We start from the raw sequence: 17,870 nt of genomic DNA on the forward strand, positions 1-17,870 counted from the left end.
CGCACTCAACGCGATACTGCTGGCGCTCGAGCACCGGCGCCGCACGGGCGAGGGCGTGTTCGTCGAAGCGGCGATGGTCGATGCCGCGCTCAGCATCGCCGCCGAGCAGGTCATCGAGTACTCGGCGTACGGCGCGCTGCTGGCGCGCGCGGGCAACCGGGGACCGACCGCCGCGCCGCAGAACCTCTATCTGAGCGCCGACATCGACGAATTCGGCCGCCTCGACAGCTGGGTCGCCATCGCCGTGGTCACCGACGAGCAGTGGGCCAGTCTGGCCCGGGCGATCGGGTCACCTTCTTGGGCAACCGATTCCGCGCTTTCGACCCAGGCGGGCCGGCGCCTGCACCACGACCGAATCGACGGCCAGCTCGCCGCCTGGTGCGAGCGCCGCAGCCGCGACGAAATCGTCACAACCCTGTGGGACGCGGGCGTGCCGGTGGCCAAGGTCATGCAACCGCACCGGCAACCCGAGCTGGAACAGTTGGCCTTCCGGGATTTCTTCGAAGTTGTCGACCATCCCGTCAACGGCCCGGCTAGGCTCAGCACCGTGCCGATGAGGTTCTCGACCGGTCCCCACAAGTTCCACACGGCGCATGCGCCGTTGCTGGGGCAACACAATCACGAACTGCTGTCCCGATTGGGCCTGTCCGATTCGCAGATCGCCGAGCTGGAAGCCGACGGTGTGATCGGCAGTGCACCGGCGATGCACACGCGGAGCTGATCGACGATGACGATCGACCCCTCGAACATCCTGCTCACCGACCGCGTCGCCGTGGTGACCGGTGGGGGAGCGGGCATCGGTCGCGGGATTGCCGCCGGCATGGCCGCATTCGGTGCGCGGGTGGCGATCTGGGAGCGTGACCCGCAGACCTGTGCGCAAGCGTCCGAAGCCATCGGGGCCCTGGGAATCTTCACCGACGTCCGAGACGGCAACCAGGTCGACGCCGCCCTGGAACGCACCAGCGCCGAGCTGGGCACGCCGACGATCCTGGTGAACAATGCCGGCGGGGTGTTCTCCTCGCCCCTGCTGGACACCAGCGAAAACGGCTGGGACGCACTGTATAAGGCGAACCTGCGCCACGTGCTGCTCTGCACCCAGCGAGTTGCCCGGCGGCTGGTTGCCGCGGGCGTTGGCGGCAGCGTCATCTCGGTGACGTCGATCGAAGGCGTCCGAGCCGCACCGGGCTATGCCGCCTACGCCGCGGCCAAAGCGGGGGTGATCAACTACACCAAGACCGCGGCCCTGGAGTTGGCGCCGTACGGCATCCGGGTCAACGCGATAGCGCCCGACATCACGCTCACCGAGGGCCTGGCGGCGCTCAACAGCGACGGTGCGGCGGCGGCCATGGCGGACATCGTGCCGCTGGGCCGCCCCGGTCATGTCGACGAAATCGCCGCCGCTGCAGTGTTTCTGGCTTCCGACATGTCCGTCTATCTGACCGGGCAGACGCTGCACGTCGACGGCGGCACCCACGCTGCCAGCGGCTGGTACCACGACCCCCAGACCGGTGACTACCGATTGGGGCCGCCGCCATCGAGCTAGTGGCGGTCGCAAGTGCGGCGAAGCCGGGCGCGGCGGGCCGCCACCATCGAGCTAGTGGCGGTCGCAAGTGCGGCGAAGCCGGGTGCGGCGGGCCGCCGCCATCGAGCTAGTGGCGGTCGCAAGTGCGGCGAAGCCGGGTGCGGCGGGCCGCCACCATCGAGTTAGTGCGTCCAGCCCTCGGCGGCCTGTTCGTCGAAGGTCCGGTCGATGCGCTCGAACCGGCGGCGGATCGAATCCCGGGCGGCCCCGTGCGGCAGCACGTAGAGGCGGTTGGCCAGGATCGCATTGGCCGTCAACCGCGCGACGTCGTCCGCGCTGACCGCCTCGTCCTGCGTCGGCAGTGTCCCGAACGCCCCCTCGGGTGATGCAGACAGCCCATAGTCCGCGCCGCGAATCCGTTCGGAGTTGGAGACCAGCTTGGTCTCCACCACCATCGGGCACAGCACCGACACCCCGATGCCGTTGGGCTTGAGCTCGCGGGCGAGCGTTTCGGCGAGTCCGACGACGCCGTACTTGGCAACGCCGTAGGTCCCCAGGCCGTTGTTGGGCACCAGCCCGGCGAAGGACGCGGTGAATGCGATGTGCCCACCCTTGCCTTGATCGAGCAGCCTCGGCACGAACGCCTCGACGGCATGGATCGAACCCCACAGGTCGATGTCGATCACCCAGCGCCAGTCGTCGTGGCTCGTCTGGGCCATCGGCCCCGCGACGACGATGCCGGCATTGCTGAACAGGACATCGACCTGGCCGAGCAACCGGAAGGACTCCTCCGCGAGGTGCGCCATCTCCTCGAGGTGCCGGACGTCGCAGACCACGCCGTTTGCGTCGAACCCCTCGCCGCGCAGCCGGTTCACCGCCTGTTCCAGCGCGGGCTGATCGACATCAGACAGCACCACGCGGGCGCCCCGCCGGGCGAATTCGGTGGCGGTGGCCAACCCGATGCCGCTCGCACCGCCGGTGATTACCGCCCCGCGTCCCTCGAAATCGTCCATAGATTCCGAGCGTATTACCCGGGCGGTGGGCGGTGTGAGAGGCGTCATGTAGATAGCCTGCTAACTATTAGGGCACCATATAATTATGGCCGCTGCGACCGCTCGCGAAATCGATCCGCTCGCCCTGGAACACCAGGTGTGCTTCGCGCTCGCGACGACCAACCGGGCGGTGTTGGCGGTGTATCGGCCCCTGCTGGAGCCCCTCGGGCTGACCCATCCGCAATATCTGGTGATGCTGGCGCTGTGGGATCACCGCAAGACGCCCGGGGCCGACCGGTTTCCGTTGTCGGTCAAGCAGATCGCCGCGGCGTTGCAGATGGATTCCGCGACGCTGTCGCCGATGCTCAAGCGCTTGGAGGGGCAGGGGCTGATCACTCGTGCCAAGAATCCGGCCGACGAACGCACCACCGATGTGACGCTCACACAGCGCGGAATCGCGTTGCGGGAGAAGGCACTCGAGATCCCGCCCGCCGTGGTGGCGCGCCTGGGGGTGGAACTGGCCGAGCTCGAGAACCTGCATCAGGTCCTTACCCGAATCAACGCCGCCGCCGTGGCAGCCGGCGCACTGCAATCCTGACTTCACCTCGAGGAGCCATCATGACCGCCGCGAAACCCAATCTCTGGCAGCGCATCGGCTATGCCTACGGGCGGCGACTGCCCGACTCGATGCGTGACTGGGTGGCGCGCGATCTGGCCGGGGAGGGAGCCATCCGCCGGCACATGATCAGGTGGGCCATACCGCCCCTGTTGGTCCTTGCCCCGTTTTGGTTGCTGCCCGCCTCGCTCTACGTGCACACGGAGATGACGGCGCCGCTCTACATTTGGGCGTTGCTGATAACCCTTGCCCTGAACAAGGTCTGGCGCCGCCACCGGTTGGCCGTTCATGGACTGGATCCGAACCTGGTCGACGTGATCAATCGACAAAAACAGGCGCGGATGCACGAGGACTACATCCGCCGCTACGGGCCGCGACCCGAATCGGCCGAATGGCAGTCCAACAGCAGCCCCTTCTAGCGGCTACTTGAGGCAGCTACCCGCATCGATGGGCAGGGTCACGCCGGTGATGTAGCGGGCCTCGTCCGAGGCGAAGAACAGCACCGCGTTGCTGATGTCGATCGGCTCGACCCAGGGGATCGGCAGCGTGTGGAACAGTTGACAGATCGGCGCCATGTCGTCGGGACCCGGGTTTTCCAGGTCGGGACGGAACATCTTGAAGGTGCCGTCGTTGTGCAGCATGGGCGTCTTGACGTGGGTCGGGTGCACGGAGTTGACGCGAATCATGTGCTGTCCCAGCTCAACTCCGAAGGCGCGCATCAGCCCGACGACGCCGTGCTTGGCCGCGACATAGTGGCCGGTGTGGGGGTAGGCCTTGAGCCCGCCGACCGAGCTGGTCAGGATGATCGAACCGCCGTTGCCGCCCGCGATCAGATGCGGCACACCGGCTTTCACGGTTTTCCACACGCCGGCCAGGTTGATGTCGATCATCTCGGTCCAGTCTTCTTCGCTGGTCTTGTCCAACGTTTCGCCGCCGTTGCCGATTCCGGCGTTGGCCACGATGATGTCGAGCCGGCCGAGTTGCTCGACGCCGGTGTCCACCGCCGCCTTGAGTGCGGCATAGTCGCGCACGTCGACTTCGGCCGTGAAGATCCTGCGGTTGTGTCCCTTGACCAGGTCGGCGGTCTCGGCGAGGTCTTCGGGTGTCGATGCCGGGATCGCGGTGTCCAGCACGCCTTCGCGGATCGGCTTGCAGATGTCGATGGCGATGATGTCGGCGCCCTCCTGGGCCAACCGCACCGCGTGGCTGCGGCCCTGACCCCGCGCCGCTCCGGTGACGAAAGCGACTTTGCCCTCAACACGTCCGGTCATGGCTACCTCAACTCCTGACTTGATCGATCGGCACGCCTGCGCCGGAGAACGATGCGTTCGGGACCGCGAGTCTTGCCGCCCTTGAACTCTGTCATTCGGCCGTCGCGGGTGTCAATGACGAATCCGTTTCGGCTATTTGTGGTTCTAGATATTAGAGAATCTCATTCTCACCGGCAAACGGCGTGCGCTATTTGCTCATGGCGAGATGCGGGAACGCGGGGCGTTCGGGTGCTACGCGACGAATCCGCGTGAGCAGAAATCCCATACTTCTTCGGCGGTGATGGGATGCGTCGTCGCGTCGTCGGGCCCACCGCTCGATTGTGCGATGAACATCACCGTCTGCATGGTCATGGCGGCCACCCGCTTGGGGTTGATGGTGGTGCGCAGCTTGCCGGCATCATGCGCCGCGTCCATCAGTTCAGTCAGCAACGCGAGCAGCGGTGCATGGGCGATCTTGACCTCGGCCGGGTGGGTGACAAGCAGTCGAGGAGCAAAGTCCGTGAACAGCGGGCGCTTGGCCGTCGGGTCCGGGCGGGACGCTTCGTACAGGAGCTGCACGGCGACCTGCAGCCGCTCCAGCGGATCGGCCTGGTTCTCGGTGGCCGCGCGGATCTGGTCGGCCGACCGGCTCAGTGCGTCCTCGAACAGCGCCAGCAGCAACTCGTGCTTGCCGTCGAATTGCAGGTAGAAGCTGCGCAACGACTGGCGGGAGCGGTCCACGACCTCCTGCACGGTAAAGTCCGTGCTGCCCTTTTCGATGATGATGGCCTGGGCGGCGTCGAGGAAGCGCTGAACGCGCTGCGCCGCACGCAATTTCGCCGTCTTGATCGACCGCTCGACCGCACGCTGCTTCCAGGCCGGCTCTTCGCTTGGATTGGTCACGGCCGACTCAGGTGATTGCCGCGCGGGGAGAACATGGTTGGACTCTACCGGAGAACGCCGTGACATCGCTGCGCTCGACCCCCTCACGGATCACGTGTCGGAGATTGTAACTTTCTTACCACGAGAATACTATTCTCTTAGACGTGTGTATGGAAGCGTAATCGCAAGAGTGAACCGCTTCGTCGGCGGAAACCTTGATCTACCGACGTATGGGAACGCTCAGGAGCAACCCGGGAAGTGCCGTGCAGCTGACGTTTGACGCCGACGTGGAGGCGTTCCGAGCCGAGTTCGTGGCTTTCCTCGACGCACACCTGCCTTCCGAGGCCGAGGCGTTGGTGCGGCCGCAGTCGAGCTCTGACGTTCCGGAGTGGGCCCGCCGGTGGCAACGCCTGCTGTTCGACAACGGCTGGCTACAACCCGGCAACCCGCCGGAGTTCGGCGGACGCAACGCGACGCTGCTGCAGCAGTACGTCTACTCCGAAGAGTTGTCGCGCCGGCGGATCTATCAAAGTTTCAATCCCCAGGGTGTCGGGATCATCGCGGCGTCGTTGTTGTCGTTCGGCACGCCCGAACAGAAGCAACGGTGGGCGGTGCCGATCCTGCGCGCGGAGATCACCGCGTCGCTGGGAATGAGCGAGCCCGGCGCGGGATCGGATCTCGCTTCGCTGAAGACGCGCGCGGTGCGCCACTCCGATTCGCAAGGCGACTGCTTCATCGTCAACGGGCAGAAGGTGTGGACATCGGGCGCCCATCACGCCGATGTGTTGCTGACATTCGTGCGCACCGATCCGGACGCGCCAAAGCACAAGGGAATCAGCGCTTTACTGATCCCCACCGACACCCCCGGTGTGGTTCGGCGGCCGTTCGCCTCGATGGGTGACATCGAAGACGTCGACTTCAACGAGGTCTTCTTCACCGATGCCCGGGTGCCGGCCGAGAACCTGGTGGGGGAGCTCAACGGCGGCTGGCGCGTCGCGACCGGTTCGCTCGGCCACGAACGCGCGATGCTGTGGCTGGACTACGCGGACATGCTGCACGCGATGACCGTCGAGTCGAGCCCCTTGGGGCCGGTGCAGCGGGACAGCTACGCGACGCTGGTGATGGATTTCTACGCGATGCGGCTACTGGGGTCGGCGACGCTCGCCAAAGCCGCGCGTGGCGAAGAGGACGTGCCCGCCCAGTCGGTGCTCAAGTTGCTCGGCTCGGAGGCGATGCAACGCGCCTGTGAGGACGCGCTGGCCGCCAAGGACGGCGAGGGACTGGCCTTGCGCGGAGTCACCGCCCCGTTCGCCCCGCTCAACCTGGACAGCCACTACGGCAGCTGGTTCGACCGGTACGCGCGCACCTTCGCCGCGACCATCGCCGGTGGTACATCGGAGATTCAGCGCAACATCATCGCCGAACGCGTGCTCGGGTTACCGCGCAATTGATCTGCGCGTCAATGGTTTCGGGCGTCCAGGTGGGCGTAGTAGCCGATGGCGACAAGACCCGCAACTATCGCAACCGTCCCTAGAACCATCCCGGCCAGAGCGGTTCGGCGGTTGTTCGCCTGGCCGCGGACCACCCTTCGCCGGGCGATGTCGCCGGTCACCACGGCCGCGATGCCGAAGGGCACCCCGAGCAACAGCCAGCAGGTGATGAGTCCGACCAGGCCCAGGAGCACCGAGGCGACCCCGAACTGGTTCTGTGGTCCTTGCGGCTGACTCATTGCGTCCCACCTCCTAGGGCTCATGGCGGGGCCGACGTCCGCTCCGACGCCGAGCCACCAGGTGGCCCCCGCGAAGCATCTCATGCTCCGCGCACGGCGCCTGGGTGTGGGCGCGCCGCGTTACAGCTGCGCGAGCCGGGGCGCCGAGCCGGCAGCCACGACCGCCTTTCCGGCCTGACGGGTGAGTTCTTTCGAACTACCCAGCAGTCCGTCGAGGATCAACGACCGCTTGATGTGGTGGTGCAGCGGGTGTTCGGCGGTGAAGCCGATACCGCCGAGCACCTGCTGACAGTGACGCGCGGTGATCAGCGCCGCCTGGCCGGCCGCGGCCTTGGCCAGCAGCGAAGCGAGCCCCTGCGGGTCGTCGCAATCCGTGGCGGCCTGCAGTGTCGCCTCGGCACCCTCGATCGCGACCAGCGCCTCGGCCAGTCGATGCCGGATCGCCTGGAACGAACTGATGTGCCGACCGAACTGGACCCGGTCGACAGCGTGCTGACGAGCCAGTGACAGCATGGCGCGGCTGGTGCCGACCAGCCACCACCCGAGAGCCCGCCAACCCGCGTACCGCGCGGCTGGCGGCAACGAATCATCGTGAGGCACACGGTGTATCGGCAACAGCTCGTCGATCGCCGAGTCGGCATGGTCACGGCGCTCCCACAGCACCCAGGAGCCACCGGCGAACGGCAGCGGCAGGGTTCCCCCGGGCGCGTCGCCCGCCGCGCGCAGCACCACGTCGTTGAGCACGGGTGCGTGGGCACCGGTCTCACCGAGCAGCATGAACACCAGAGGTATTGCGATGTCGGGCATTTCGTCGAGCATGTCGCGCCAGCCGAGCTCGGTCAGCGCCGCGTCGAGCTTGGCTCCCGAGGCGGCCGTCATCGTCGTCCGCAACGACTCCGCAAGCAGGCGAAGCGATTCGGGATCGGACTCGATGTCCGTCGGAGGGGTCACGGTCACTCCTTCCCGAGGTCGAGTAGCCGGCGGGCGATGATATTGCGCTGGATCTCGGCGGTGCCGCCGTAGATCGTCGCGGCGCGCGAATACAGATATTCCGAACGCCACGGCGTGTCTTCGAGCTCCAGCGTTCCCGGCAACACGTCGCGGACGGTGTCGTAGAGTCGCTGCTCCGCGGAGGCCAGCAGCACCTTGTCGATGGAGGTGTCCGGCCCCAGCCGGGCCCCGTCGCGCATGCGATGCTGGGTGGCACGCGATCGGCAGCGCAACGTATGAAGAGCCAGATAGGCTCCGCCGAGCGCGGATTCGTCCGGGTCCCCGTTTTCTGACGCCGCGGTGATCAAGTCGTCGAAACGTGAATAGAGGTAGGCGATTCGCTGCCAGAAGCAGGCGGAGCGTTCGTAGGGCAGCAGGTCCATGGCCAGTCGCCAGCCGTCCCCGGGCTTGCCCAGCATCCGGCTGGCCGGAATCACCACGTCGTCGTAGTACACCTCGCAGAATTCGTCGACGCCGTGCATCGTGCGCAGCGGGCGGATGGTGATGCCGGGGGTGTCGAGGTCGACGAAGAACGCGGTGATCCCGTCGTGGCCGGGCGCGGTGCGGGTGAGCAGGACGCACCGGGTGGAGAACTGCGCGAAGCTGGTCCAGACCTTTTGTCCGTTGACGATCCAGTTATCGCCTTGCTGCGTCGCGCGGGTGGTCAGCGACGCCAGGTCACTGCCCGACCCCGGCTCGGAAAAGCCTTGGCACCATTGCTCTTCCCCGCTGAGTAGCCGCGGCACCATTTCCTTGGCGAGCTCCACGGGCGCGTAATCGATCATCGTGGGGGCGAGGACCTCGAGCATCGAATAGGGGCCGGGTTCGGCCAAGCGCCGACCAACCACCTCTTCGCCGACGATCGCGCGCAGCACTGCCGGGCCGCCCAGCCCACCGACCTCGACCGGCCAGCCGAACCGCATCCAATCGGCGTCGTAGAGCGCGCGGCTGACCCGGGCGAACTGCCGCATGTGCCCCTGCAGCGAGTGGTCGGGCTCGGGGGTCAGATCGTTGTCGTCGAGCCACGCGCGCAGGTCGGTCCGGAACTGCTCGACATTCACTTCGATTGGTCGGCTCCTTAAGTCGCTGCCTGGGCCGCGGAGTCACCGGCGGGACGGCCGATGGCGTGCGGGCGCCCGGAGTCGTGCACCCCGCTGCGGCGGATGAAGGTCATGGCGCGCGTCTTCAGTCGCCACCCGTCAGCGGTCCGCAGATAGGTGTCGCGGTAGTAACCGATCCGCATGTCGTGAGTGGCATGGTCGATGAAGCACAGCGGTTGGGTGCCGGTGGCCGCATCCCCATTAAGGTCGACCACCGCGGTTCCGGTGAGGAACAAGCCCTTTGGGGCCGCGGCCACCAATTCCGGAAATCGGCTCAGGCTGTAGGTCTCGCCGAAGGCGCTGTAGGTGCCGTCGGGAGTGAAGACGGCGACCAGACCTTCGATGTCCTCCTGGGTGATAGTGACCGCGTAGCGGCCGAGCAGCTGCTGGATCTCGACCAAGTCATCAGTTCGGGTTGGGCCGCTTTTAGGCTGATCGGGCGTCGACATAGACCTTGCCGCCTTTCATGACGAAGCTGACGCGCTGGGTAACCGTGATGTCTTCCAACGGGTTTCCCGGTACCGCGATGATATCCGCGAGCTGGCCCGCCGCGAGGCGCCCCCGGTCGGTCGAGTTGATCAGCTCGGCCGCGGTGATGGTGGCGGCCCGCAACACCGCCAGCGGCGGCATGCCCCATTCCACCAGCGTGACAAGCTCGTCGGCATTCTTGCCGTGCGGGATTGCCGGGGCGTCGGTGCCGACCGCGATTTTCACCCCGGCCTCGTAGGCGGCCTTGATCGAGGTCTCGGCCTTGGGGAACATCTCGGCCGCCTTGTCCTGCAGGGCTTTCGGGGCGCGTGACACGTCCATCGCCTGGGCGAGCCTGCGGGTGGTCACCAGGAACCTGTCGTTGTCGACCAGCATCTGGATGGCCTCGTCGTCCATCAGGAACCCGTGCTCGATGCAGTCGATACCGCACGCGACCGCGTGCTTGACGGCTTCCGCGCCGTGCGTGTGGGCGGCGACACGCAGTCCACGGCGGTGCGCCTCGTCGACGATCGCGCGCAGTTCCTCGTCCGAGTAGTGTTGCGCCCCAGCCTCACCGGTCAACGACATGACACCGCCGGAAACGCACACCTTGATCAATTCGGCGCCGTGCTTGATCTGGTAGCGCACCGCCTTGCGGATCTCGTCGACCCCGTTGGCGATGCCCTCTTCGATCGTGAGCTCGAGTGCGCCCGGCATGAATGCGGCGAACATCGTCGGGTCAAGGTGCCCGCCGGTGGGCGTGATCGCGTGGCCGGCGGGGACGATTCGGGGCCCCTCGATCCAGCCCGCGTCGATGGCCTTGGCCAGGGCGACGTCGAGCAGGTAGCCGCCGGTCTTGACGAACAATCCCAGGTTGCGCACGGTGGTGAAACCGGCGCGCAGCGTGCGCCGGGCGTTGCCGACAGCGCGCAGCACCCGCGTCGGCGGGTCGTCTTGCACCTGGGACAGCCCGGGCGTCTCGCCGCGCCCGCCCATCAGGAGGTTGACCTCCATGTCCATCAGGCCCGGCAACAGAACTTGGTCGCCCAGCTCGATGATTTCGCCTTCGGGGTCGCCCCCCACGCCGACGATCCGGTCGTCCTGGATCTTCAGGATGCCGGGCCGGATGATCTCGCCGCCGTCAACGTCGAGCAGCCCCGCGGCCTTGAGCGTCAGCACCTGCTAGATCACCGGTTCCCGGATCACTTCAACCCACGCCGCGCCGCTGTCCGGCACGCGCGGCTGCTTCCACGCCTCGATGGGGAAGGACACCATGACGAGCGACTGCATCATGTGCATCAACGTCTTTGCGTCCTCCGGCAGGTCGTCCAAGGGGAACTTGTCGCAGTAGGCGATGACGTCGTTCAGCATCGGGAAAGCGACGTCGTAGAACTCCTGCATCTGGGCCATCGTCGAGGCCAACCGCTTGGCGTAGCGCTCGGGCTCGGTGGCCAGGTCCCACTCCAAAAAGGGCTCGAGGGCGGCGAATTCAGACGGTAGCGCCATTGCGCTGGTACTCCTTGACGTAGTTGGCGGTCGTGTGGTGCAGGTGTCGGATCAAGACTTCCTGGTCGCAGAGCAGGAACTCCTTGACGGCCCGGGTGCCGATCATGGTCTGGGTCGCTTCCAGGGTGTTGGCGTCCTGCAGCGCGTACTCCTTGAACGTCACGGCGGCCAACTCCTGGGCCAGGCGTTCCCGCGCATTGCGCGGCGGCACGAAATACAGCGACGACTCGAAGATGTGCTTGTCCACCGCGGTCGGCCAGTAGTGGTAGGTCAAATACCAGCCCGGCTCCCAGATCAGCAGCATGAAGTTCGGGTAGAACAGCCACGAGTCGATGCCCCACTGCGGCACCCGCTTCACGTTGACGCCCGGTGGCAGCTCCATGTTCTGGATGATCTCCGGCTTGTCCCACGGACCGAACAACCCGCTGCGCAACACCTGGTCCATCGGCTTGACCATCGACATGTCCGGGGGAGGTGCCTGACCGCCCCAGGTCGACTGCAGGTTGTGCGGGCCGGCCAGCTCATAGTGCAAGGCCTCGTAGCCGAACTTCTGGATCTTGGCGGCTTCTTCCTTGGTGTACTGACCCTGGTGCAGGATCGGCGCGTGGTAGAACTCGACGAACGCGTCGATGAACAGCTTCCAGTTGCTGCCGACCTCCGCCCGGTAGGAGTAGGTCTCGGTCATCTCGCCGAACGGGTAGCCCTCGATGCTCTTGGCCAGCGGTCCGAGGTAGTCGGTGAGCGGCGCCGCGTTGTCGTCGAAGTTGATGAAGATGAAGCCTTCCCACACCTCGCAGCGAACCGGCGCCAGGCCGAAGTTGCTCTTGTCGAGGTCGAAGAACTCTTCTTCCTGTTGAACGAAGGTCAGATCGCCGTCGAGGCTGTAGCGCCAGGCGTGGTACTTGCAGGTGAACTGCCGGCAGGTGCCGGAGGTCTCCTCGTTGGGAAAGTCGTTCCACACCAACTTGTTTCCGCGGTGGCGGCAGACATTGTGGTACGCCTTGACGGACCCGTCCTTGGTCTTGGTGATGATCACCGACGTGCCCTTGCCGGCGGAGGGTAGTTCCCTGGTGAAGTAGCTGCCGGTGCGGGGCAGGCGCTCGACGCGGCCGACGTTGAGCCAGGTCTTCCTGAACACGGCGTCACGTTCGGCCTCGAAGAACGCGGGGTCGATCGAGTCGGTGTAGTCGACCGGCGCGGTCCCCAACTCGGGGTAGTTTTCTGTCCAGCTGCCGGCGGCTGGCTTCGGGAAGTGCGGCAACGTTCTTACTCCTCTTATTCGACGTTGTTAGCGGCTGTGGTGGCGTGTTCGGGTTGGATGCCAAAACTGTTGAAGGCCATTGCCAGCAGGGCGTAGCAGCCGACTGTGAAGACGAAGTCCATCCGTTGCTGGTCGTCGAGGCGCTCGCCCAGTAACGCCCAGGTCTGGTCCGACAGCTCCGACTTCTCATCGAGCTCGTCGACGCCAGTGATCACAACCTGGTCGAACGCGTCGGCGGCCTCGCCGCGCTTCAAGGCCGCGATCTGGTCGTCGGTGATTCCTTCTTCTTTGGCCATTCGCTCGTGGTGTGACCACTCGTAGGCGCACCGCCGGCGATGGGCCACCCGCAGGATGGCCAGTTCGCGGATGCGGGCCGGCAGTGTGGACGACACCAGGAGGTGGACGTTGAACCGCAGAAACGCCTTGGCTAGCGCCGGATGATGGGCCAGCGTGGACAGCGCGTTGTTGCTGTCCGCCTCACGCATCGCCGAGAGGGCCTGCCGGGTCGCCTCGTCCCACTGGTCGGCGGGCAGCGGCTGCAAGCGCATTGGCAGTGTCCTCTCGGTGAAAGAGAATCATATTCTCATTTGCAACTAACAGACTGGCACGAAACGCGCGTCCGGTCAATGCCGGCGTGCCGCTCGAGGACAGGTCAACCCATCGCCCTGGCGCACGCCGCGACCGGGCCGCCGCCCGCGTCGACAGGGCGGCCACCCGCCCCCGTCCCGCCACGCCAACCCGGTTTCTACCTCACGGCATGCCTGCGTCGTGGAAGGGCGCTGGGCCTGCACGTTCGGCTGCTGGTCAGAAGGTTGCGGCGGCGCCGAGCAGCCCATGGATGTTGATTCTCGCCTGGCGAGAAGATAGTTTTCAGTTTAGTGATCTTGGCACGGGACAGCGATTCGCCGAGGCTCTAATCGATCCGGTGGATCCGATGAAAGGGACGGCCATGAACAAAGAAGACATGATTCTGATCAGCGTCGACGACCACACCGTCGAGCCGCCGGACATGTTCAAGAACCACCTGCCGAAGAAGTATCAGGACGATGCGCCCCGGCTCGTGCACAACGCCGACGGATCGGACATGTGGAAGTTCCGCGACACCGTCATCCCCAACGTCGCGCTCAACGCGGTGGCCGGGCGGCCCAAGGAGGAGTACGGCATCGAGCCGACGGGGCTCGACGAGATCCGGCCCGGTTGTTACAACGTCGACGAGCGCGTCAAGGACATGAACGCCGGCGGCATCCTGGCGTCGATCTGCTTCCCGTCCTTCCCCGGTTTCGCCGGAAGGCTGTTCGCCACCGACGACAACGACTTCTCGATCGCACTGGTGCAGGCGTACAACGACTGGCACATCGAAGAGTGGTGCGGCGCCTACCCGGCGCGATTCATCCCGATGGCGATCCCGGTGATCTGGGATGCCGAGGCGTGCGCGGCCGAAGTGCGGCGGGTCGCCAAAAAGGGCGTGCACGCCTTGACCTTCACCGAGAACCCGGCCGCGATGGGCTACCCCAGCTTCCACGACGACTACTGGGCCCCGCTGTGGAAGGCGCTGTGCGACACCGGCACCGTGATGAACGTGCACATCGGTTCCTCGGGACGGTTGGCCATCACCGCGCCCGACGCCCCCATGGACGTGATGATCACGCTGCAGCCGATGAACATCGTGCAGGCCGCCGCCGATCTGTTGTGGTCCAAGCCAATAAAGGAATACCCCGACCTCAAGATCGCGCTGTCGGAGGGCGGCACCGGCTGGATCCCCTACTTCCTCGAGCGCGCGGACCGCACCTTCGAGATGCACTCCGCCTGGACGCACCAGGACTTCAAGGGCAAGCTGCCCAGCGAGGTGTTCCGCGACCACTTCCTGACCTGCTTCATCAGCGACAAGGTCGGCGTGGCGCTGCGCAACATGATCGGCATCGACAACATCTGCTGGGAAGCCGACTACCCGCACAGCGACTCGATGTGGCCGGGTGCGCCCGAAGAGCTGTGGGATGTGTTGTCCCTCAACAACGTTCCCGATGACGAGATCAACAGGATGACCCACGAGAACGCCATGCGCTGGTACTCGTTCGACCCATTCACGCACATTTCGCGCGAACAGGCGACCGTCGGTGCACTGCGCAAGGCCGCCGAGGGGCACGATGTGTCCATCAAGGCCAAGGGTCACGACAAGGACGGTCGGGGCGGCTCGTCGTTCGCGGACTTCGCGGCCAACGCGAAAGCCCTTACCGGCAACAAGGACTGAGCACAGTACTGTCGCCGAGCAGACGCAAAAGCACCTAAATCGTCGGCGTGTCGGGTGCTTTTGTGTCTGTTCGCGCTGAGAAGAGGAGACCACCAGTGGGTGGAATGAACTTTGAGCTGACCGAAGATCAGGAACTGATCCGTCGGTCGGTGGCGGAGCTGGCACGGAAATTCGACGACCAATACTGGATGGAAAAGGACCAGGCGCACGAATTTCCGACCGAGTTCTATAAGGCCATCGCCGAGGGCGGCTGGCTGGGCATGACGATCCCGACCGAGTACGGCGGGCATGGCCTGGGAATCACCGAAGCGACGATCCTGCTCGAGGAGGTCGCCAAGTCCGGCGGCGCCATGAACGCGGCCAGTTCGATTCACCTGTCTATCTTCGGCATGCAGCCGGTCGTGGTGCACGGCTCCGACGAGCTCAAGGCCCGCACGTTGCCCGCCGTCGCGACCGGCGAGGTGCACGTCTGCTTCGGTGTCACCGAACCCGGTGCCGGACTTGACACTTCGCGGATCACCACGTTCGCCAAGCGGGACGGTGATCGCTACATCATCAACGGTCGCAAGGTCTGGATCTCCAAGGCGATGGAATCCGACAAGATTCTGCTGCTCACCCGGACGCAGAGCTACGACGAGGTCACCAAGAAAACCGACGGGATGACCCTGTTCCTCACCGATCTCGATCGCAGCCGCGTCGACATCCGCCCCATCCGCAAGATGGGCCGCAACGCCGTCAGCTCCAATGAACTGTTCATCGACAATCTCGAGGTGCCGGTCGAGGACCGAGTGGGCGAGGAAGGCAAGGGCTTTCAGTACATCCTCGACGGCCTCAACCCGGAGCGGATGCTGATCGCGGCCGAGGCGCTCGGCATCGGCCGGGTGGCGCTGGAGAAGGCGGTGAAATACGGCAACGAGCGCGAGGTGTTCGGCCGACCCATCGGCATGAACCAGGGATTGCAGTTCCCACTCGCCGATTCACTCGCCCGGCTCGACGCCGCCGAGCTCATGCTGCGTAAGGCCACCTGGCTCTACGACAATGGCAAACCCTGCGGGCGCGAAGCCAATACGGCAAAGTATCTGTGCGCCGACGCCGGCTTCACCGCCGCCGACCGGGCGCTGCAAACCCACGGCGGCATGGGTTACGCCGAGGAATACCACATCACCCGTTACTTCCGGGAGGCCCGGTTGATGAAGATCGCGCCGGTCAGCCAGGAGATGATTCTGAACTTCCTGGGAGCCAACGTCCTGAAGTTGCCGAGGAGCTATTGACCACGACCGATGACCCCGTGTTGCTGTCGGAGGACCGCGGCGGGGTGCGCACCCTCACGCTCAACCGCCCGCGTCGCAAGAATGCGATCAACCCGGAACTATGGGTCGCCCTGCGGGACGCGCTGGATGCCGCCGGCCACGATCCCGGCGTGCGCGCACTGGTGATCACCGGCTCCGGCGGCAGTTTCTGTTCCGGCGCGGACATCTCGGCTCCCGAGGACATCCATCCGAAGTACAAGTTGCAGCGGTTGACCGACGTGGCGCTGGCGCTGCACGAGCTGTCGATTCCGACGATCGCCAAGGTGACCGGGGTGGCCGTCGGCGCCGGCTGGAACCTCGCGCTGGGCTGTGATCTGGTGGTGGCCACACCGGAATCGACGTTCTGCCAGATCTTTTCGAAACGGGGCCTGTCGATCGACCTCGGCGGCTCCTGGCTGTTGCCCAAAATCGTTGGGCTGCAACAGGCCAAGCGGCTCGCGTTGCTGGCGGACACGATCGATGCCGAGGAAGCATGCGCCCTCAACCTGGTGACCTGGGTGGTGTCGGCCGCGGAGATCGACGCGTTCGTCGACGATCTCGCCAACCGGCTGGCGGCCGGCCCGCCGATCGCGCTGGCCCACACCAAGGCGCTACTGAATGAGGGCGCCGACCGCACCCTGCGGGACGCGCTGGCCAGCGAGGCCCGCGCCCAGGGCGTCAACTTCGCGACCGCGGACACGGCGGCGGCCTACGCCGCTTTCGCGCAACGGCGGGAGCCATCGTTTACTGGTCGGTGGGCCCTAGCAAAATCTGGCGGGGAACCACATTCGGGCGAGGCGCAATCGGAGTAGGGATATGCGTGAAACAGTCATCGTCGAGGCGGTGCGGACGCCGGTGGGGAAGCGCAACGGCGCCCTGTCCGGCATGCATGCCGCCGACCTGTCCGCGGTCGTCCTGACCGAACTCATCGAGCGCACCGGCATCGGTCCCGAGATCATCGACGACGTGGTCTGGGGTTGCGTGTCCCAGGTGGGCGATCAGTCCAGCAACATCGGCCGCTACGCGGTTCTGGCCGCCGGCTGGCCCGAGACCATCCCCGGCACCACCGTCAACCGAGCCTGTGGGTCCAGCCAGCAGGCGCTGGACTTCGCCGTGCAGGCGGTGATGTCCGGGCAGCAGGATGTCGTCGTGGCCGGCGGGGTCGAGGTCATGAGCCGCGTACCGCTCGGTTCGGCCCGCGCAACCGGTATGCCCTACGGCCCGAAAGTACTTGCCCGCTATGACGATTTCTCCTTCAACCAGGGCCTGTCGGCGGAACTGATCGCCAAGAAATGGGGATTCTCCCGCACCCGCCTCGACGAATTCTCCGTCGAGTCCCACGAGCGCGCGGCCGCGGCCCAGGACAGCGGCGCGTTCACCGAGCAGCTGGTGCCGGTGTTCGTCGAGGGAGCCGACAACAACGTCGTCACCGCCGACGAGGGCGTGCGGCGCGGCAGCACCGTGGAGAAGCTCGGCGCGCTCAAGCCCGCCTTCGCCGAGGACGGGGTGATTCACGCCGGCAATTCGTCGCAGATCTCCGACGGCGCCGCCGCGCTGCTGGTGACCACCGCGGAGCTGGCCGTCGAGCTCGGTTTGACGCCGATGGTGCGCTACCTGGCGGGCGCTGTGACCGGCGCCGATCCGGTGCTGATGCTCACCGGCCCCATCCCCGCGACCGAGAAGGTGCTGGGCAAGGCCGGCGTCGCGCTGGCCGACGTGGGTGTCTTCGAGGTCAACGAGGCCTTCGCGCCGGTTCCGCTGGCATGGCTGGCGGAAACCGGGGTGGACCCGGCCCGGATGAACCCGCTGGGCGGGGCGATCGCGCTGGGGCACCCGCTGGGCGCGTCGGGGGCGGTGTTGATGGCGCGCATGGCCCACCACATGCGCGACAACGGGATTCGCTACGGGCTGCAGACCATGTGCGAAGGCGGCGGCACCGCCAACGCCACGCTGGTCGAGCTGGTGAGCTGACAGCCGCCGAGGCGGGACCCGGCGCGCTGAAAAACCGCACCACGTG

20 protein-coding genes are annotated in these 17,870 nt (G+C 66.0%); 9 read left to right on the forward strand and 11 right to left on the reverse strand.

What is annotated here, in order from left to right; all coding sequences use genetic code 11:
- Positions 1-721 (forward strand): CoA transferase (locus A5646_RS26390; protein ID WP_197505300.1); only part of this gene is annotated, 721 nt, incomplete at its 5' end.
- A 6-nt stretch (positions 722-727) separates the two neighbouring features.
- Entirely contained in the window at positions 728-1,543 is an 816-nt protein-coding gene (locus tag A5646_RS26395; protein ID WP_067025405.1) for an SDR family NAD(P)-dependent oxidoreductase, read from the forward strand.
- A gap of 161 nt (positions 1,544-1,704) precedes the next feature.
- Here A5646_RS26395 and A5646_RS26400 read toward each other — a convergent pair whose 3' ends face one another.
- Positions 1,705-2,535 (reverse strand): SDR family NAD(P)-dependent oxidoreductase, encoded by an 831-nt coding sequence (locus A5646_RS26400; protein WP_066865748.1) that lies wholly within the window; start codon positions 2,533-2,535, stop codon positions 1,705-1,707.
- Positions 2,536-2,620: 85 nt separating this feature from the next.
- On the opposite strand from A5646_RS26400, the gene A5646_RS26405 reads away from it, so the two are divergent.
- Both A5646_RS26405 and A5646_RS26410 read left to right on the forward strand, forming a co-directional pair.
- The gene (locus tag A5646_RS26405; protein WP_066865751.1) at positions 2,621-3,112 is read left to right on the forward strand and encodes a MarR family winged helix-turn-helix transcriptional regulator; all 492 of its coding nucleotides are present in this window, start codon (positions 2,621-2,623) and stop codon (positions 3,110-3,112) included.
- 20 nt (positions 3,113-3,132) lie between these two features.
- Complete coding sequence (locus tag A5646_RS26410) at positions 3,133-3,549, forward strand: DUF5313 domain-containing protein (RefSeq protein ID WP_066865754.1); 417 nt, start codon at positions 3,133-3,135, stop codon at positions 3,547-3,549.
- 3 nt (positions 3,550-3,552) lie between these two features.
- Here the strand turns inward: A5646_RS26410 and A5646_RS26415 are convergent, their stop codons facing one another.
- The gene (locus A5646_RS26415; RefSeq protein WP_066865757.1) at positions 3,553-4,401 is read right to left on the reverse strand and encodes a mycofactocin-coupled SDR family oxidoreductase; all 849 of its coding nucleotides are present in this window, start codon (positions 4,399-4,401) and stop codon (positions 3,553-3,555) included.
- 231 nt (positions 4,402-4,632) lie between these two features.
- Positions 4,633-5,283: a TetR/AcrR family transcriptional regulator gene (locus tag A5646_RS26420; protein WP_066865760.1), complete on the reverse strand. Its 651-nt coding sequence runs from the start codon at positions 5,281-5,283 to the stop codon at positions 4,633-4,635.
- 242 nt (positions 5,284-5,525) lie between these two features.
- Between A5646_RS26420 and A5646_RS26425 the strand changes: the two genes are divergently transcribed.
- Entirely contained in the window at positions 5,526-6,713 is a 1,188-nt protein-coding gene (locus A5646_RS26425) for an acyl-CoA dehydrogenase family protein (RefSeq protein ID WP_067025408.1), read from the forward strand.
- 8 nt (positions 6,714-6,721) lie between these two features.
- Here A5646_RS26425 and A5646_RS26430 read toward each other — a convergent pair whose 3' ends face one another.
- The 8 genes from A5646_RS26430 to A5646_RS26465 all read right to left on the reverse strand — a co-directional run bounded on the left by A5646_RS26430 (position 6,722) and on the right by A5646_RS26465 (position 12,864).
- Positions 6,722-6,991: a DUF4190 domain-containing protein gene (locus A5646_RS26430; protein ID WP_066865763.1), complete on the reverse strand. Its 270-nt coding sequence runs from the start codon at positions 6,989-6,991 to the stop codon at positions 6,722-6,724.
- A 120-nt stretch (positions 6,992-7,111) separates the two neighbouring features.
- Positions 7,112-7,870 carry an acyl-CoA dehydrogenase family protein gene (locus tag A5646_RS26435; protein WP_231998481.1) on the reverse strand — a complete coding sequence of 253 codons (759 nt, stop codon included), beginning with the start codon at positions 7,868-7,870 and terminating at the stop codon, positions 7,112-7,114.
- Positions 7,871-7,944: 74 nt separating this feature from the next.
- Positions 7,945-9,042 carry an acyl-CoA dehydrogenase family protein gene (locus A5646_RS26440; RefSeq protein ID WP_067025414.1) on the reverse strand — a complete coding sequence of 366 codons (1,098 nt, stop codon included), beginning with the start codon at positions 9,040-9,042 and terminating at the stop codon, positions 7,945-7,947.
- 17 nt (positions 9,043-9,059) lie between these two features.
- A complete protein-coding gene (locus A5646_RS26445; protein WP_066865779.1) occupies positions 9,060-9,530 on the reverse strand; it encodes a nuclear transport factor 2 family protein in 471 nt (156 codons plus the stop codon).
- Positions 9,508-10,728, reverse strand: a complete 1,221-nt coding sequence (locus A5646_RS26450) for an amidohydrolase family protein (protein WP_066865782.1) — start codon at positions 10,726-10,728, stop codon at positions 9,508-9,510. The genes A5646_RS26445 and A5646_RS26450 overlap by 23 nt, the downstream gene beginning before the upstream one ends.
- Before the next feature lie 3 nt (positions 10,729-10,731).
- Positions 10,732-11,055 (reverse strand): hypothetical protein, encoded by a 324-nt coding sequence (locus A5646_RS26455; RefSeq protein WP_066865785.1) that lies wholly within the window; start codon positions 11,053-11,055, stop codon positions 10,732-10,734.
- Positions 11,039-12,316: an aromatic ring-hydroxylating dioxygenase subunit alpha gene (locus tag A5646_RS26460; protein ID WP_066865788.1), complete on the reverse strand. Its 1,278-nt coding sequence runs from the start codon at positions 12,314-12,316 to the stop codon at positions 11,039-11,041. Before A5646_RS26460 ends, A5646_RS26455 begins: the two co-directional genes overlap by 17 nt.
- A 14-nt stretch (positions 12,317-12,330) precedes the next feature.
- Positions 12,331-12,864, reverse strand: coding sequence for a carboxymuconolactone decarboxylase family protein (locus A5646_RS26465; RefSeq protein ID WP_067025417.1), 534 nt, complete (start codon positions 12,862-12,864; stop codon positions 12,331-12,333).
- Positions 12,865-13,265: 401 nt separating this feature from the next.
- On the opposite strand from A5646_RS26465, the gene A5646_RS26470 reads away from it, so the two are divergent.
- The 4 genes from A5646_RS26470 (at position 13,266) to A5646_RS26485 (ending at position 17,824) form a co-directional block, all read left to right on the forward strand.
- Positions 13,266-14,564, forward strand: coding sequence for an amidohydrolase family protein (locus tag A5646_RS26470; protein ID WP_066865793.1), 1,299 nt, complete (start codon positions 13,266-13,268; stop codon positions 14,562-14,564).
- A 104-nt stretch (positions 14,565-14,668) separates the two neighbouring features.
- Positions 14,669-15,835 (forward strand): acyl-CoA dehydrogenase family protein, encoded by a 1,167-nt coding sequence (locus A5646_RS26475; RefSeq protein WP_067025420.1) that lies wholly within the window; start codon positions 14,669-14,671, stop codon positions 15,833-15,835.
- Positions 15,832-16,665, forward strand: a complete 834-nt coding sequence (locus tag A5646_RS26480) for an enoyl-CoA hydratase/isomerase family protein (protein ID WP_067025423.1) — start codon at positions 15,832-15,834, stop codon at positions 16,663-16,665. The genes A5646_RS26475 and A5646_RS26480 overlap by 4 nt, the downstream gene beginning before the upstream one ends.
- A 4-nt stretch (positions 16,666-16,669) precedes the next feature.
- Entirely contained in the window at positions 16,670-17,824 is a 1,155-nt protein-coding gene (locus tag A5646_RS26485; protein WP_066880936.1) for a thiolase family protein, read from the forward strand.
- Positions 17,825-17,870: the final 46 nt, after the last annotated feature.

The sequence above is a fragment of the Mycobacterium sp. 1245499.0 genome (genome assembly GCF_001673615.1).
In the GTDB taxonomy this organism is placed as follows: Bacteria; Actinomycetota; Actinomycetes; order Mycobacteriales; family Mycobacteriaceae; genus Mycobacterium; species Mycobacterium europaeum_A.